Annotated in this window: 17 protein-coding genes, 1 tRNA gene and 1 rRNA gene; all 19 read right to left on the bottom strand. The window is 49.3% G+C overall.

Annotation, left to right across the window (positions count from 1 at the left end; translation table 11 throughout):
- Positions 1–13: 13 nt before the first annotated feature.
- The gene (locus HED67_RS14835; protein ID WP_117539804.1) at positions 14–1,750 is read right to left on the bottom strand and encodes a C40 family peptidase; all 1,737 of its coding nucleotides are present in this window, start codon (positions 1,748–1,750) and stop codon (positions 14–16) included.
- Positions 1,743–2,126, bottom strand: a complete 384-nt coding sequence (locus HED67_RS14830; protein WP_205488514.1) for a DUF3851 domain-containing protein — start codon at positions 2,124–2,126, stop codon at positions 1,743–1,745. Before HED67_RS14830 ends, HED67_RS14835 begins: the two co-directional genes overlap by 8 nt.
- Positions 2,123–4,522 carry a VirB4-like conjugal transfer ATPase, CD1110 family gene (locus HED67_RS14825; protein ID WP_221718768.1) on the bottom strand — a complete coding sequence of 800 codons (2,400 nt, stop codon included), beginning with the start codon at positions 4,520–4,522 and terminating at the stop codon, positions 2,123–2,125. Before HED67_RS14825 ends, HED67_RS14830 begins: the two co-directional genes overlap by 4 nt.
- Entirely contained in the window at positions 4,479–4,934 is a 456-nt protein-coding gene (locus tag HED67_RS14820; RefSeq protein ID WP_005335865.1) for a PrgI family protein, read from the bottom strand. The genes HED67_RS14825 and HED67_RS14820 overlap by 44 nt, the downstream gene beginning before the upstream one ends.
- A gap of 20 nt (positions 4,935–4,954) precedes the next feature.
- On the bottom strand, positions 4,955–5,824 hold the full coding sequence (locus tag HED67_RS14815) for a VirB6/TrbL-like conjugal transfer protein, CD1112 family (protein ID WP_005335866.1): 870 nt from the start codon (positions 5,822–5,824) through the stop codon (positions 4,955–4,957).
- Positions 5,825–5,893: 69 nt separating this feature from the next.
- Positions 5,894–6,112 (bottom strand): Maff2 family mobile element protein, encoded by a 219-nt coding sequence (locus tag HED67_RS14810; RefSeq protein WP_003525154.1) that lies wholly within the window; start codon positions 6,110–6,112, stop codon positions 5,894–5,896.
- Between the two features lie 217 nt (positions 6,113–6,329).
- Positions 6,330–8,159 carry a VirD4-like conjugal transfer protein, CD1115 family gene (locus tag HED67_RS14805; RefSeq protein ID WP_221718767.1) on the bottom strand — a complete coding sequence of 610 codons (1,830 nt, stop codon included), beginning with the start codon at positions 8,157–8,159 and terminating at the stop codon, positions 6,330–6,332.
- The gene (locus HED67_RS14800; RefSeq protein ID WP_004797477.1) at positions 8,156–8,656 is read right to left on the bottom strand and encodes a PcfB family protein; all 501 of its coding nucleotides are present in this window, start codon (positions 8,654–8,656) and stop codon (positions 8,156–8,158) included. The genes HED67_RS14805 and HED67_RS14800 overlap by 4 nt, the downstream gene beginning before the upstream one ends.
- Positions 8,657–8,754: 98 nt before the next feature.
- Complete coding sequence (locus HED67_RS14795) at positions 8,755–9,066, bottom strand: DUF5720 family protein (RefSeq protein WP_004797476.1); 312 nt, start codon at positions 9,064–9,066, stop codon at positions 8,755–8,757.
- Positions 9,059–9,421 (bottom strand): DUF7768 domain-containing protein, encoded by a 363-nt coding sequence (locus HED67_RS14790; protein WP_221718766.1) that lies wholly within the window; start codon positions 9,419–9,421, stop codon positions 9,059–9,061. The genes HED67_RS14795 and HED67_RS14790 overlap by 8 nt, the downstream gene beginning before the upstream one ends.
- A gap of 48 nt (positions 9,422–9,469) precedes the next feature.
- Positions 9,470–10,348: a DUF6017 domain-containing protein gene (locus HED67_RS14785; RefSeq protein WP_040462775.1), complete on the bottom strand. Its 879-nt coding sequence runs from the start codon at positions 10,346–10,348 to the stop codon at positions 9,470–9,472.
- Between the two features lie 66 nt (positions 10,349–10,414).
- Positions 10,415–10,606, bottom strand: coding sequence for a hypothetical protein (locus HED67_RS14780; protein ID WP_431833139.1), 192 nt, complete (start codon positions 10,604–10,606; stop codon positions 10,415–10,417).
- A 23-nt stretch (positions 10,607–10,629) separates the two neighbouring features.
- Complete coding sequence (locus HED67_RS14775) at positions 10,630–10,905, bottom strand: DUF5720 family protein (protein ID WP_004797472.1); 276 nt, start codon at positions 10,903–10,905, stop codon at positions 10,630–10,632.
- A gap of 12 nt (positions 10,906–10,917) precedes the next feature.
- Positions 10,918–11,844, bottom strand: coding sequence for a ParB/RepB/Spo0J family partition protein (locus HED67_RS14770; protein WP_002592135.1), 927 nt, complete (start codon positions 11,842–11,844; stop codon positions 10,918–10,920).
- The gene (locus tag HED67_RS14765; protein WP_221718765.1) at positions 11,801–12,622 is read right to left on the bottom strand and encodes a ParA family protein; all 822 of its coding nucleotides are present in this window, start codon (positions 12,620–12,622) and stop codon (positions 11,801–11,803) included. Before HED67_RS14765 ends, HED67_RS14770 begins: the two co-directional genes overlap by 44 nt.
- Positions 12,623–13,087: 465 nt before the next feature.
- A complete protein-coding gene (rpsI, locus tag HED67_RS14760) occupies positions 13,088–13,480 on the bottom strand; it encodes a 30S ribosomal protein S9 (RefSeq protein WP_015515108.1) in 393 nt (130 codons plus the stop codon).
- Between the two features lie 31 nt (positions 13,481–13,511).
- Complete coding sequence (gene rplM, locus HED67_RS14755) at positions 13,512–13,946, bottom strand: 50S ribosomal protein L13 (RefSeq protein WP_015515107.1); 435 nt, start codon at positions 13,944–13,946, stop codon at positions 13,512–13,514.
- A gap of 400 nt (positions 13,947–14,346) precedes the next feature.
- Positions 14,347–14,421 (bottom strand) — tRNA-Pro (locus tag HED67_RS14750).
- A gap of 77 nt (positions 14,422–14,498) precedes the next feature.
- A 23S ribosomal RNA gene (locus tag HED67_RS14745) occupies positions 14,499–14,621 on the bottom strand; the annotation flags it as partial.

The following is a 14,621-nucleotide window of genomic DNA, read 5'->3' as shown; positions in this document are numbered from 1 at the left end:
TCCACAAAGTCTGTTACCAGTTCATCAGACCATAGCCTTTAATGCTTTGATAATTCAGGTCATAACTTTTGATCTTGCAGGCATCGCCGGAATTTCCCTCCACGGTATAAACGCGGCTGCCATCCGTACCGATCACGATACCCACATGGTCTGCTGTCCCATCCAAATCCCAATCAAAGAAAATTGCATCTCCGGGAGCCAGATTATTATAGCCTCTTGCACCCCATTGTCCATGAGACTGGAACCACGGAACGCCCTGCCACTCACAGCCTGCAAAGCGCGGCTCACTTTTTCCAGCCTGGTTATAACACCAGGATACAAAGCAGGCGCACCACTCCACGCGGCTGTCAAAACCATACCAGCTCCAATAAGGATAACCGCCCACATTGCCGACCTGACGCTTGGCCAGCTCCACCAACTGCGGATTTCCGGGACGGGTTCCATTTACAAACTGTACACCGGTCAAGTCCTCGGAATTGCTCATGTCAGGGGAACCACCGCCAAACAACAGCGGCTTATTGCCCATGGTCTGCCGGTAAACCTGATACATTTCCATCTGCTCCGGGGTCAGTAACTCCGACGCCACAGCGGAAATGGGCTTGCTGGTGAGTTTCACATTCAAAATGTAATACTCATAGGGGACTTCTTCTGAGGTGGTCTCGCCGGTCTCCGGGTCGGTGGAGGTCTCCGTGCGGTAGCGGATCTCCACTTCCTCAGTAAGCGTCAGCTGATACTGTGCTGCAAACACACGCGCCAGCTCTGCCTGAGCGCTCTGCTGGGTGTAACCTTGCAAGACGGCAGACAGAAATGCTGCCAGCTCATGAGGGTCATGTCCGATCATACCAAGGTCATAGCGATACTCGTCATACCCTGGGTGGCTGCTTTCAATGTTGTCGATTTCCTCCTGTAACTGGACTTCTCTGGCTGCATAATCTGCCTCCACTGCCAGCATTTCCGGGTCATCCGACGGATAAGTGGTGCCGGAGAGAACGGAACCGATACTCTGCGCCATCATGGAGCAGGAGGACATGGTATTCATCAGCATACAGGTAATGAGGAACAAAACCCCTGCCATCAGGAAACCCTTCTTGTGGCGCATGACGAACGCCCCTGCCTGCTGTGCCTTTTCTTTTACCGTCCTTGCGGCTTTTCCGGTTTTGGACGCAGCCTGGGCGGTATTTCCGGCAGTCTGACCGGCGTGTTTGGCGGCGGCATACTGCTTTTTAATGGTCTGCTTTTGCTGCCAGCGGGAAAGAGGGTTGCTGGCAAACTGGGGATTTTCCTGCAAAGATTTCTGGTACAGAACATTTACATTTGCCTTTTCCAGTTGACGCTCTGCCTGGGCTGCTTTGCGGTACGGCTTCAGCTTGTGGCTGCGATAGCCCTCCCGCACCAGATAAGCGCCGGTCTCCACCGCTTCCTCGGACTTGTGGGCGCTTTCCACGCCCACATTGTCCTGCTCTGTTTCCCGGATCTCTTTGTGGAGCTTGCCTGCGACCAGATGGACGGGAGCTTCCCTGACTCCTTGAGAAACTTTGGAAGGTGGCTTTTTCTTGTCCTCAAAGGTCAGCTTCGAGGTCTTTTTTCCGGTATCCGGGGCAATGACCGTCTGCCTGACCTTTTTCTTTGGGATATTGGCCTGCGCCTTATCTGCTCTGGCCGCAGCTTTCTCCGCTTTACGGATCGGCTTTTCCAGTGCAGGGTCAGACCGTTCCTCATCAGTAAAGCGCAGGCGCGGTTCCTTATTCAAACCATTCTCCCAGCATGAGGGAGGACATCATGTAGTGCAGCTCTGCATAAATGGCCATTCCCACAGGATCGTTGAACATACAGCCGGACAGGTAGGCATAAAACTGTGCCACCACATCGGACAGGATCTTCGCCTCTGTTCCTTCCAGAACCAGACCGCCCATACCTTCCTTGGCACGGATGGCACTCCAGACCTCTGCCAGACGGAGCAGCCCCACCTGACCGGTCTCATTCAGTTCGGCTGCCTGATCTGCCGCCGTGCGGCACTCACTTACCGCATCGGCCATGACTGTAAGCAGCTGGCTGCGCTGGGCATTTACCGCCCTGTCAAAAAACATCAGCGGATTTTTATTCAAAATGTTGAGATTCATAATCATTCATCCTCCTTTTTCAATTCTTGAGGTTTGGTGGTCATAATGCGGTAAAGCTCGGTGTTCTTCGGGAAGTGATCCACGAAAGGCAGGATTGTAGAGCCATAAAACAGCAGGCCCTCGCCCTCACCGGAGTGGGTCACATAAGATAATTGGTGTGTGGAAATCCCCAGTTGCTTCGCCAAAATCTGACGGTCTCCGCCTGCCTGGTTAAGCATATACACGAAGTCCGAGTTTTCAAAGATGTTCTCTACCTCGCGGCTGCTCAAAAGGTCTTTGACATTCTGGGTGATACCTGTCGGAATACCGCCCCATTTTCTGAATCGCTTCCAGATTTCCACCGTATAGGCGGCGGTCTGCTCCTCCTTCAAAAGCAGGTGCATCTCGTCGATGTAGTAACGGGTGGACTTGTGGGCGGCACGGTTGATGGTAACGCGGTTCCACACCTGATCCTGTACCACCAGCATACCGATTTTTTTAAGCTGCTTGCCCAGTTCCTTGATGTCGTAGCAGACAATCCGGTTATCAATGTCCACATTGCTCTGATGATTGAACACATTCAAAGAACCCGTTACATAGATTTCCAATGCCGTTGCAATGTACTGAGCTTCTTTTTCTTCCTGCTCCCGCAACAGGTTATAAAGGTCCTCCAAAATCGGCATATTCTCCGGCTTTGGGTCATTGAGATATTCGTTGTAAACCAACCGTACACAACGGTCAATAATGGTTTTCTGCACCGGCTGCAAGCCCTCCTTACCGCCCACGATCAGCTCACACAAACTGAGGATAAAGTCAGACTTGAGTGACAGCGGGCTTTCATCATCCGAATAGTCCAGATTCAGATCCATCGGATTGATATAGTTGGTTGAAGTAGGTGAGATCTTGATGACCTGCCCATGCAGACGCTCAACAAGAGGTGCGTACTCCGCTTCCGGGTCACAGATAATGACATCATCACTGGTAAGCAAAAAGCAGTTGGCAATTTCTCGTTTTGCGCTGAAGGACTTACCGGAACCCGGCGTACCCAGAATCAGGCCGTTGGGGTTTTTCAGCAGCTTTCTGTCCACCATAATGAGGTTGTTGGACAGAGCATTGATGCCGTAATACAGAGCTTCTTTCCCGTTCTGGAACAGTTCCTGCGTAGTAAAGGGCACAAAGATAGCTGTGGAACTGGTGGTCAGTCCTCGCTGAATCTCAATCTGATTGAGACCCAGAGGCAAACAGCTCATCAGCCCTTCTTCCTGCTGGAAGTCCAGCCTGGTCAGCTGACAGTTATACTTCTGGGCAATAGAGCCTGCCTGAAAGATGTTGTTGCCAAGCTGACGGGGATTGTCCGCTGTGTTCAGCACCAGAAAAGTCAAAAGGAACATTCTCTCGTTGCGGCTCTGCAAATCCTGCAAGAGTTTTTTCGCTTCACTGCCGTAGGTAGCAAGGTCAGATGGAATGATGTCCATGTCGTATCCGGCACGGACTGCTTTTTTCTGTTCCTCGATCTTGCTGCGGTCCAGGTCGGTAATCTTCCGCTTTACCGTTTTGATGGCTTTCACCTGATCCACCGACTGAATGTGCATACTCACAATGAGCGAACTTTCCATATCCAGAAAATCAGCCAGCAAACGGTCATTCAGTTCCGGTGCGAGAATCTGCAAAAAAGAAACAGTCCCGTATTTCTTACCCATACGGAACTGCTTGCCGGTGCGGAACTCAAAGGAGCTTGGTGCAATAAAATCCTTTGTGGACAGACCGGAAGGAGCCAGCCAGTCCCATTCAAACTGAAACGGGAGTTGTTCATCCATGTGGAATACCGCATGAAGCTGAAAAAGCCTTTCTTTACCGTCCAGCGTTCTGGCAGCTACACCAAGACGCTTGAAGTTATTAAGTATATCGGTCTCAATACGCTCCAGACGGGGCTTGGCGGCTTTGATGCTGTCCGCGTCGATACCAAAGGTCAGATATTTGGTCTTGATGAGACCGTTGTTACCTCTGGCCAGCTGATTTTGCAGCATTGTGGTGTATTCCTCACGGATACTGTCAAAGGCGTCCCTCTGGGGCGGGATGGAAATGGAGTTAGCAAAGGTCTCCTCCGATGCCGCAAGGTTCAAAAAAGACAGCTGGAAATGAATCGAGCTGTCAAAATAATTGAGGAAATCACACCAACCCTCAAAGATTGCCGTCTTATCTTCGTTTTGGGAGAGCTGATAGTTGATGTCCTGAAACTTGATGGTCTTTGTGTAGTGGCTGTCCGATACGCGGCAGATTCCGTCCGGCCACATCCGTTCATAAGGGATACTGTCCTGCGCAGATTTTCCTTTTTTGTCCGTGCGGTTAGCGCGGGCAATGGCCGCTTCGATCTGCTTCTTATCGGCGCGGGACAGTTTTTTCTTTGTCTTTACCGGCTGCACAGTTTTTTCCTCGGTTTTTCCGAACATCCGATGCAGCCATTTTTTTATTGCGGTGAACAATGTCATACACCTCCTTATCGAGCATTTCCTGCCGCTTTAATACGGCATAAAAGTTGTTGGTCTGGTAAGGTCGCTGCTTTGGACGGATCACAGCTACTTTGAGAATGTTGCCCACGATCTTTTCCAGGGGCTGTCCATGCTTTTCGTACATAGCCAGCATGAAGAAGGGCAGCATAACCAGCATCATACACATAGCCGCTACACTGTTTCCGGTAGGTTTTCTGAGCAAAAAGAAAAGCGGTACGCCAATAAGCGCTCCGCCCGTGAAGCAGATAAGCTGCCGCTTGGTCAGATTGAACATGACCTTTGTTTTGACTTTTGTTAAGTCCTTGGGTACGGGTACATAAGCCAATGTGGAAACCTCCTTCCGTTTTAGTGCGCCTGAAAGACTGATTTGGCGAGACTGCCGGTTTTGAACAGCGTAAAACATAGCAGTACGGTGTAGCCCACGCAGCTCCAGATTGCCATGATGATGTCATCTTCCATAGCGATGTTCTGCACCAGCACAGCATAAATTGCCACGCAGACGATAATGAGAAACGCCTGAAAGCCCAGTGCCAGCAGGGATCGGAGGTAATTCTGTCCCATACCGCCCCATTCTTTGCCCATCATTGCAGCCATTGGAACGGGAGCCACCGAAGTTACAAGGTAGATCTCGATCATACGGCCATAAATAACGATAAAGATACAGATATACAACGCCCACATGGTAATGCCAATAAAGAGGGATTGGAACCACAGTCCGAACAGCGGTCCCAAATCCATTTCCATCAGCCTCGGTTCCAGATCGGTCATAACTGAGGAAATGTCAATGGACGCATCCGAATTGATAATCCCTGCCGCCTGCGCCACCACGCTCTGCGCCATATCAAAGACGCCCATCACGATATTCCATGTGTTTGTGACAATGAGGATGGCGGCAGCTGATTTGAATACCCACTTGAAAATCATCCAGGTATCCACATCATGCAGGTTGTTCTTGTCTGCAATCATCTGGATCAGGTCTACAGTCATCACGATAGCCAGGATCACACCTGCAATCGGCACCATGATGGAGTTTGACAGATTCTCAATCATATTGAAAATACTGCCATTCCATCCCTGTGGGGTCTGTCCTACCTGTACGGATATATCCGCGACCTGTTGGTTTACACTGTCAAACATCCCCGAAAGGTTGCTCATAATACCGCCCACCAGCATTTCTTTCAGCCAATTTGTCAGGGCTTCAAGTAAGAAATCCATACGGTGTCAACCTCCTTTCCGCCGCCCCCGCAGAGCTGCGGGAGCGGCAAGGATTTCATGCAGGAACGCTTAGACAGAGAACAGCCCGGAGAGCAGAGGTACAAGAACCATACCAACAACGGCTACACCAGCGCCAGCCATGAGCTGCTTCATGCCCTGAGATTTGGCGCCAGGGTTGTCGTTGCCGTAACCTTCCAACAGGTTGATGACACCCCAGATACCAAGACCAGCGCCCAGAGCGATAACGAGAGTCTGAAGAACGGTAATTGCCTGTTCAAAAAATGCCATATAGTTTGTTAGCCGGAATCTGATTAAAAAATAGGTTTGTCATGTTTCATAGGCATACAAAAGCCGGAACAATCTGCCGCCCGGTTTCCGGGAGCATGATTCCGGCTGTCCTCCTTTTTCATTATTTTTCTTGCGATTGTCCGCTTTGTACGCCAATGGCCCATAGAGGGCAGGTGCGGCAAATAGATAAGATCACTCCCTTCTAAAGCGGAACAAATTAAGCGCCCTTTGTGTCTACTTCATATACATCGCAGACCTCATCAGGCTTGAGTTTTAGTCTGGCAGACAAAAATGCTTCAATATCAAAGGTATTTCGCTTGTCTGCATCAGCTGTGTATTTGAAATTAGGGTGTCTGGTAATGTCATACTTGTCTGAAAGAAACGGACGCACACCGCGCAACTGCAAGATGCACTTGCCGCCATCCATAACTGCCAGCTCGTCCTGGCTCATCAGCTCTTTTCCCAATTTCTGATAGTTGAGCGAGTGGGAAGTCTCCCGTCCCCGGCTCTCTCCGGTGTTGTAAGTGTCTATGGTCTCCTTTCCCAGAACAGCCGCCAGCTCTTTCAGCGTTGTTGGCTCTTTACCTCCCAGGAAGATGGAAGTATCCATGTTACCGATGATGGTATCGGCATTATCTTTGTAAATTGCCTTGAGCTGGCTCTGTGCCTGCAACACCAGACAGGCAGAGATTTCACGGCTTCGGATGGTGGCCACCAGCTTTTCCAGCTTCGGAATCTGCCCGATGTTGGCACACTCATCAATCAGACAGCGCACATGAACCGGAAGCCTGCCGCCATACACATCGTCGGCCTTTTCACAAAGCAGGTTGAATAACTGGGTGTAGCACATGGAAATGAGAAAGTTAAAACTGTCATCTGTATCACTCATAATGAGGAACAGAGCCGTTTTTCTGTCTCCCAGCGTATCCAGTTCCAACTCATCGTAGGATGTAACCTCGCGCAGCTCCGCAATATCAAATACAGCAAGACGCGCACCGCAGGAAATCAAAATCGACTTAGCGGTTTTTCCGGCTGCCAGCTTATATTTCTTATACTGGCGCACCGCAAAGTGATTTGGCTTCTCGGCTTCCAGTGCATCAAACATCAGGTCTACGGGGTTTTTGAACTCCTCGTCATCCTCCCGGACTTCCATGGCGTTGATGAACTCGATGAGGGTGGAGAAGTTTTGCTCCTCCACCGGAGCCTCATAATGGATATATCCGATAAGGGCACAGTACAGAAGCGTTTCTGCCTTGACCCAGAAATCGTCCCCGGCTTTTCCCTCGCCTTTGGTATTGGCGATCAGCGTTGTCACCAGCTTCAAAATATCCTTTTCGCTGTGAATATACGCAAATGGATTATAGTGCATGGATTTTTTGAAATTGATGGTGTTCAACACTTTGATACGATACGGTTCATAAATGACTTTGCCATTTTTATCTTTTACTGGCTTCCCGTCCTTCCCCAGCTTGGGCGCACCCCTTTGGAGCATTTTTCCGCACTCCACCAGAATTGTTCCCTTCGGGTCCGTCACAACATAGGAGCTGTGCATCTGCATCAGATTCGGTTTGAGCCAGAAGCGGGTCTTACCGGAACCGGAGCCGCCAATCACCAGTACATTTTTGTTTCTGGCAGTCTTTGGGTCCTTGGGGCGGCTGTTCATGGTCAGGCTCTCCGTTTTCGTCAGAATCACATTGTTCTGAAATACAGGATCAACGTAAGGTGCAATATCCTCACGGGTTCCCCAGCGGGCCGAACCATATTCCAAACCATGTCGATATTTCTTGGCGTTCTTGCTTTTAAGATACACCGCCAGCCTCAGACTGCCTCCACAGCACAGCCCTACCAACAAGTCCAATGGATGCAGGCTTGGCCAGAAACTTTCCAGCGCCCCAGGCAGAACCGCAATCAGCGAAAGAAACTTTTCCGAAGCATCCGCCCCTTGTGCCATTCGCCATGCCTCTCCAAAATTGGTAGCAAACAGTCCCATCAGGATATACGGCATATTCAGCAAAATGAGCTTTTTGATGTCCAATGTCTTTTTCATCGTTCCAGCTCCTTTCGCTTGGTGCGATCCACCACAGCATTTTTAACCATCTCTTTGAACTGGTTAAGTTTTGCCAGTACGGACGAGCGCTCTGTTTTCGTTGCCTTTTTGACTTTTTTGTTGGTGTACTCTGTAAAAGCTGCTGTCAGAGCATCTGCATCACGGCCTTTGAAAAAAATCAGGTACTTTGGCGGAGAACTGCTGCGGTCCTTTTTCACCGCATAATCCACACCATATTTCCGGGCGATTTTCTCAAACTCCTTGATAGAGGGGTCTGTGATCTCAATGTTGGATATTCCCTGATTCTGCCCGACAAGCTGCTTCACAGTCTGTTTTCCATGCGGAACAACCGGCGCATCACGGCTTCTCTGTTTTTCCAGCTTCTTTTCCTTTCGATGTGCCATGTACTTGCTTATGGCAGCCTTAAACATTCTGCCGGTAAACTTTGTTCCACTGACAACCAGCGTCAAAGTTCTGTTTTCCACTTCTTCCTGCATTTTCAACGCCTCCTTTCCACGAAGTTTGCAGGGAATCTCATTTTTGCTAAGGCGGAACCACCAGCCGCCGCAGAAGATAACGCTTCATACCGCCCTCCTTAGCGTAACTGGTCAGTACGGTCATAGTGCAGATTGCCCTGACGCACCTTTGCGTGGCTCAAAATCTTAATCTGCCCCTTTTCCTGACTATCCAGTGCTTTTTCATAACCGGTATCCGACAGGAACAGGCGGGTTCGTTCGCCTTTCCAGCCAACAGGGGAATCGTTCGTCAGCACATCAAAAATAATCATGTGCCGGGTGTCCTCGGCAAACCGTTGCAAATCCATGTATTCGTGGCCGTGGTAGTTCTGCGCCCCGGCCTTGAGGCGCATTTCCTCCATCAGCTGGCCCACAGTCTTACGCTCAGGCATGGCGCGCACCTCCTTTCCCACGCCCCTGGCCCTTCACGGTCAGGATGCCGTCCAGGGTGGTGGCGGTAATCCGCAGGCGCTCGGCGGTGGCAATGTCATTCTTCACGGTCTCGTCGATGCCGTGGCCGCAGACCACCAGCACATGGGAACGGCGCAGGTAGTCCCGCGCCATATCCAGACCGTCCTTGTGTTCCTGGGGAATGTCGTCCTTGAGGAAGGTGGGCAGGAACAGCACCGGGCAGATGGGCGAATACCCGGCGTCGTACACCTGACGGCAGTAGGCCGCAGCGTTCTCGGCGTTCTCATACTGGCTGTTGCTCCAGGGAGCCGTAATGTAAGCAAGGGGTCGTTTCATGGCAAAATCCTTTCTCCCGGTGTATCCGGGCAGCAGAAAAGCGGCTGTTTACCAGCCGCCTGCATACATATCGTGGTTGACTTGTGCAGTGTAGTGGTTGCTGATCGTGGTCGGCGCGTTGAACAGCACCGCAAGCAGATACTGCTTCATGTTGCGGACCTCGGTGGTGTTTTTCTGTAAGCTGTCCATGACAAACCGGATATGCTCGCTGTCCAGCTTCAAAAAACGGGAGCGCACCACCTCATGGGGGAAGTCACTGCCAGCGATCCGGGTGGTTTTCCGCTTGGCGCAGACAGTCTCCACCATCAGCTCCACAATCTCGTCCAGGTCCTCCCGGTAGGTGGTAAACTCCCGGCACAGGTGGTCATACTCGATGTTCTCCAGAATCAAATCCCGATAACTTTCCATCTCTGAGACAGACATCGCATCCCTTCCTTTCCGTTCCGGCAGCTGTGCTGCCGCTGGCTCCCGGAAGGGAATAGAATCGGTACTTGATCCATAAGTAATTGTTTTTTCTGTATTTGATTTCTCTATATTTAATTCTGCGGGCTTTTCCGTATCCGGTTTATCCAGATACGGGTTTTCCGTATCTGGTGAAGCCATATCCGGCTGGGGCGTATCCGGGTTCTTCGGCTGTGGCTGCTCATATATGACATACTCCGTATCACTGATGCGTCCCTGGCGGTCACGCAGTTTGTGCCGCACAATGTAACCGGCAGCCTCCAATTCCCGCAACGCAGCGCCTATGGCATCCACGCCCTCCTTACAAATCTTTGCAAGACCACGGGTGGTGTAATTCCAGTCCTCTGGCAAAGACAGCATCATGGAAAGCAGCCCCTTGGCTTTTAACGACAGATTTGCATTTCGTAAATGATGATTGCTCATCACGGTATAATCACGGGTCCGTTCAATGCGAAAAACGGCCATCGACCTCACTCCTTCCGAATTTTGGGTACAAAAAACCGCAATCCTCATTCCAAAGAATTGCGGTGTTCAACACTTTTCAAATTTTCTTGCATAGAACCAAAACAGCGGCTTTTGAAGACGCGCCTCTGTAAATGGCTCCTCCTGGGCGAAAGGAAGTGTTTGCATCACGCGGTCAATATCCGTTGTATCCATGTCATGCTGAGATTTGCAATCTTCCCGGATTGCTTCTTGAATTTCCTTTACCGTACACATAGTCATTCCTTTCCTTTCGTTGTATGGGTTTATGAGCGGCGGCGTTTTCCCGGTTTGAAATCGAGGATATGTCCCTCAATCACACGAGCGTAACGCTTGATCTTGATCTCCCGGCGCTGCTGGCTTTGCAGAGCGGCCTGATACCCGTCCTCGGTCAAAAACAGCCGCATTTCCTCTCCGGGACTGCCGTAAGCTGCGCTGGGACGCAGGACGGAAAACTCAATCATCCAGCGTGTGTCATCCCAAAACCTCTCTACGGCGAGAATGTTGTGTCCTTTCAGCTCACGGGCTGAAATATCCCTCATAGGCGGCTCCTTTCATCGTTCCTGGTCTCTCTGACGCTTTTTCTGCCATGCCTCCAGCAGCTTGATGATGGTTTCCTGCATCCGCTGGGGCGTATAGCTTTTAGGGAAATACTTCCGCAAGGTGTCAGAGGTAAATGTCACTCGGTCCAGATCGCTTTTCTTTTCCTCACCCATGATGACACGCATCATATCGAGGGTCAGATGCCCCTCCTGACTGTATTTCTTGAGCCGCTGGGCTTGAGAAAGAGAAGGGGTAGCCTGTTCGCTGTCCATTGCGTCCAACAGGTCTACCTGTTCCTCCTTTTTGAGAAAGGACAGCTCATAGGCAGGGTTCAGGGCAATCTTCTTTTCATCCACCATGTCCAGCAGTTCGGGAATCAACTCTGTCAGACGGATATAGCGCTGAATTTGATTTCTGCTTGAACCAGCCTGCTGAGCCAATATTTCATCGGCTCTCAACTTCGTCCCAACTTGGGACGAAGTTAAATCAACTCGCTCTCCCTGATGTTTCATGGCGTCCAGCTTCATCTTGTAGGCAAAGGCTCTTTCACTTGGGAGCAAGCTTTCTCGTTGCAAATTGCTGTCAACCATAATGATCGTGGCGGCATCATCATCCAAATCCCGAACAATGACTGGCATGGTCTCCTTGTCTGCCAGTTCACTGGCTCTGTGCCGCCTGTGTCCGGCTACCAGCTCATAACCACCCTCCGGGTCCGGTCGAGCAATCGCCGGAACCAGAACGCCATACTGCTTGATACTGTCAGCGGTCTCCATCATGGCTTCGTCATCCTTGACTTTGAATGGGTGGTTCTTAAAGGGATGCAATTCAGACAGCGGAATCTCCTGAATCTTTTCCAGCTTTGCATCCTGACGGCCTTCTTCGGTGGAGAACAGATCATCTACCGAGGCCAGCTCTATTTTTTTCGCGCTGCTTTTCAAGTTTCAACACCTCCTTCGTCAGATTTCGATACCCCTCTGCCACTTTGCCGCCAGGGTCATGGGCGAAAATACTTTTTCCCTCTGCGCTAATTTCCTTTGCCCGGACAGAGTGGGGGATCTCTGTGCTGAATACTTTGATCTTGCTGCCATAGGTCTCACGCAGGAGCGCGGAGATCTCTTTGGCAAAGTTGGTTCGGCTGTCCACCATCGTCAGCAGGATACCGTCTATCTGGAGCTTGGGGTTGATCTGCCGCTTTACCTTGTTTACCGTGGAGAGCAGCTGTTCCAGTCCTTTGGCGGGCAGATACTCTGCCTGAACGGGAATTATGATCCTGTTCGCAGCGGCCAGCGCATTGACTGTGAGCATACCCAGGGAGGGCTGGCAGTCGATGAGGATATGGGAGTATTGCCCCTTCAGCGTGTCCAGATATTGCCGCAAGATAGTCTCACGGCTCATGGCGTTTACCAGGGATACCTCCATACCGGATAACTGGATGTCCGCAGGCATCAGGTCAACGCCTTCTGCATGATGCAGAATACCTTCTCCGGGGCGTATAGGCTGATCCATCAGAATTTTGCCCATTGCATCGGACAATGTAAATGGCAACTTGTCCGGTTGCGGATTTCCCAGGCTGATTGTCAGGCTCCCTTGCGGGTCCCCGTCGATCAGCAGGACTTTCTTTCCGGCCTGCGCCAGCCCGATTCCCAAGTTGGCACAGGTCGTTGTCTTGCCAACGCCGCCTTTCTGGTTGGCAATGGCGATGATTTGCGTGTTCATTGACTTCACCTCATTTCTAATTATTGCTGTTGCTTCTGGAAATAGAAAAAGCCGCCACTTCAAAATTAACAGTGAAGTGACGGCTCTTTCTATCGCCGGAATACGAGTTCCTGAAATGAAAAAAGCACCCAGCATTTATACTGTGTGCTACATCAAATTCATATTCAATTATTCAAATTAGCTCAAACTATGCCAAACTGCCACAGCCAAAAAACGAGGGAAAGGAGGGCTGAAAAGCACCCCAAAAATCGGCTCTCGGTTAACCACTTTGGGAACCACTTCCCCCTCTTTTCGCCCTCTTTTTGGTCAGTTAACCACTTGCGGACCACTAAAAATTGGATAAAATCGGCTCTCGTTTTGCCAAATTTGGTCAAACCATATCAGCCCGTTTAGATATAGCAAAAGCCCGGAAAACCTTGATTTTCCGGGCTTTTTGAACCATTTTGATATAGTCTGAGCAGTCGATTATCGCTTGCTGAACTGCGGAGCGCGACGTGCAGCCTTGAGGCCGTACTTCTTACGTTCTTTCATACGTGGATCTCTTGTCAGATAACCAGCTTTCTTAAGAGTTGGTCTGAATTCAGCGTCTGCTTTCAGTAATGCACGAGCGATACCGTGTCTGATAGCACCAGCCTGGCCTGTGAAACCGCCGCCGTGAACATTAACTAATACATCGAATTTCTCTAATGTTTCTGTTGCAACAAGTGGCTGTCTAACAACAACTTTTAATGTTTCAAGACCGAAATATTCATCGATATCTCTCTTGTTGATTGTGATCTTACCTGTACCTGGTGTAAGGTATACTCTGGCAATACTCTTTTTTCTTCTACCTGTTCCGTAATATTTTACTGAAGCCATTATTCTCTCTCCTTCCGATGTAATCCATTAATTAATACTTGAGTTCAAGTACTTCTGGTTTCTGAGCTGCATGGTTGTGTTCAGGACCTGCATATACATGAAGCTTCTTGATCATAGCTCTTCCTAATGGTCCCTTTGGAAGCATACCCTTAACTGCTAATGTAATAACATCTTCAGGTTTCTTAGCCATTTTTTCTCTTAATGTAGCTTCTTTCATACCGCCTACATAATCAGAGTGGCTGTAGTAGATCTTCTGATCCATCTTCTTACCAGTTACTTTAATCTTGTCAGCATTGATTACGATTACATAATCACCTGTATCTACGTTTGGTGTAAATGTTGGTTTATTCTTACCTCTCAGGATTGCTGCTACCTGTGAAGTTAAACGTCCTAATGTCTGATCTGCAGCGTCAACTACATACCATTTTCTTTCAATTGTTGCCGGGCTGGCTACAAAGCTTTTCATAGTGAACCTCCTTATTCGTGTATCTAATCGTATAAGAAATACTAGCTCCCTGATGTAAATGTCCGAAAACATCAAAGCTCACTTTCATCTGTTGATCTCGTCAATCACAACAAACGTCCAACAATCAGATATTTTCTAAAAAATATATTGTTCAAATACCCCACCGGGGCTATTGGCGAAGTATTTTTAACCATACTGTCACAATTACTTATTATATTGCAAATATTTTTATCTGTCAATGTTTTTATTGCGTATTCTTAGCAATTTTTTATTTTTATTTTTCGCCCTCTCATATACCTAAATAGATACATCCTTTTGATTGAAAGGCAAAAAAAATACCAGAGTCCTCTTACTATTTTTTTATTAATTATAAAAATAGAAGAAACATCTCTGGAAAAAGTCGGGGTGACAGGATTCGAACCTGCGACCTCTTGATCCCAAATCAAGCGCTCTAGCCAAGCTGAGCCACACCCCGATATAAAGCATTATAAAATAAAAACCATGCACCTTCAAAACTGCATATCATAAAACACTCTGCCTTTTAGAACCATTTTGGTCAAGCCCTCGACCGATTAGTAACAGTCAGCTCCGGACATTGCTGCCCTTCCACCCCTGCCCTATCTACCTCGTCGTCTTCAAGGGGTCTTACTTCTTCCGAATGAGAGATCTTATCTT

It is taken from the genome of Pseudocoprococcus catus, from assembly GCF_019734885.1.
GTDB lineage: Bacteria > Bacillota > Clostridia > Lachnospirales > Lachnospiraceae > Coprococcus_A > Coprococcus_A catus.
This window is presented reverse-complemented; position numbering and strand designations above follow the sequence as displayed.

Excerpts from the sequence above, each read along its gene's own strand:
- HED67_RS14815 (WP_005335866.1), bottom strand. The coding sequence starts at position 5,824 with ATGGATTTCTTACTTGAAGCCCTGACAAATTGGCTGAAAGAAATGCTG.
- rplM (WP_015515107.1), bottom strand. The coding sequence starts at position 13,946 with ATGAAAAGCTTTGTAGCCAGCCCGGCAACAATTGAAAGAAAATGGTAT.
- HED67_RS14800 (WP_004797477.1), bottom strand. The coding sequence starts at position 8,656 with ATGCAGGAAGAAGTGGAAAACAGAACTTTGACGCTGGTTGTCAGTGGA.
- HED67_RS14765 (WP_221718765.1), bottom strand. The coding sequence starts at position 12,622 with ATGAACACGCAAATCATCGCCATTGCCAACCAGAAAGGCGGCGTTGGC.
- HED67_RS14795 (WP_004797476.1), bottom strand. The coding sequence starts at position 9,066 with ATGCCTGAGCGTAAGACTGTGGGCCAGCTGATGGAGGAAATGCGCCTC.
- HED67_RS14790 (WP_221718766.1), bottom strand. The coding sequence starts at position 9,421 with ATGAAACGACCCCTTGCTTACATTACGGCTCCCTGGAGCAACAGCCAG.
- HED67_RS14775 (WP_004797472.1), bottom strand. The coding sequence starts at position 10,905 with ATGAGGGATATTTCAGCCCGTGAGCTGAAAGGACACAACATTCTCGCC.
- HED67_RS14810 (WP_003525154.1), bottom strand. The coding sequence starts at position 6,112 with ATGGCATTTTTTGAACAGGCAATTACCGTTCTTCAGACTCTCGTTATC.
- rpsI (WP_015515108.1), bottom strand. The coding sequence starts at position 13,480 with ATGGCTTCAGTAAAATATTACGGAACAGGTAGAAGAAAAAAGAGTATT.
- HED67_RS14830 (WP_205488514.1), bottom strand. The coding sequence starts at position 2,126 with ATGATTATGAATCTCAACATTTTGAATAAAAATCCGCTGATGTTTTTT.
- HED67_RS14780 (WP_431833139.1), bottom strand. The coding sequence starts at position 10,606 with ATGACTATGTGTACGGTAAAGGAAATTCAAGAAGCAATCCGGGAAGAT.
- HED67_RS14805 (WP_221718767.1), bottom strand. The coding sequence starts at position 8,159 with ATGAAAAAGACATTGGACATCAAAAAGCTCATTTTGCTGAATATGCCG.
- HED67_RS14785 (WP_040462775.1), bottom strand. The coding sequence starts at position 10,348 with ATGGCCGTTTTTCGCATTGAACGGACCCGTGATTATACCGTGATGAGC.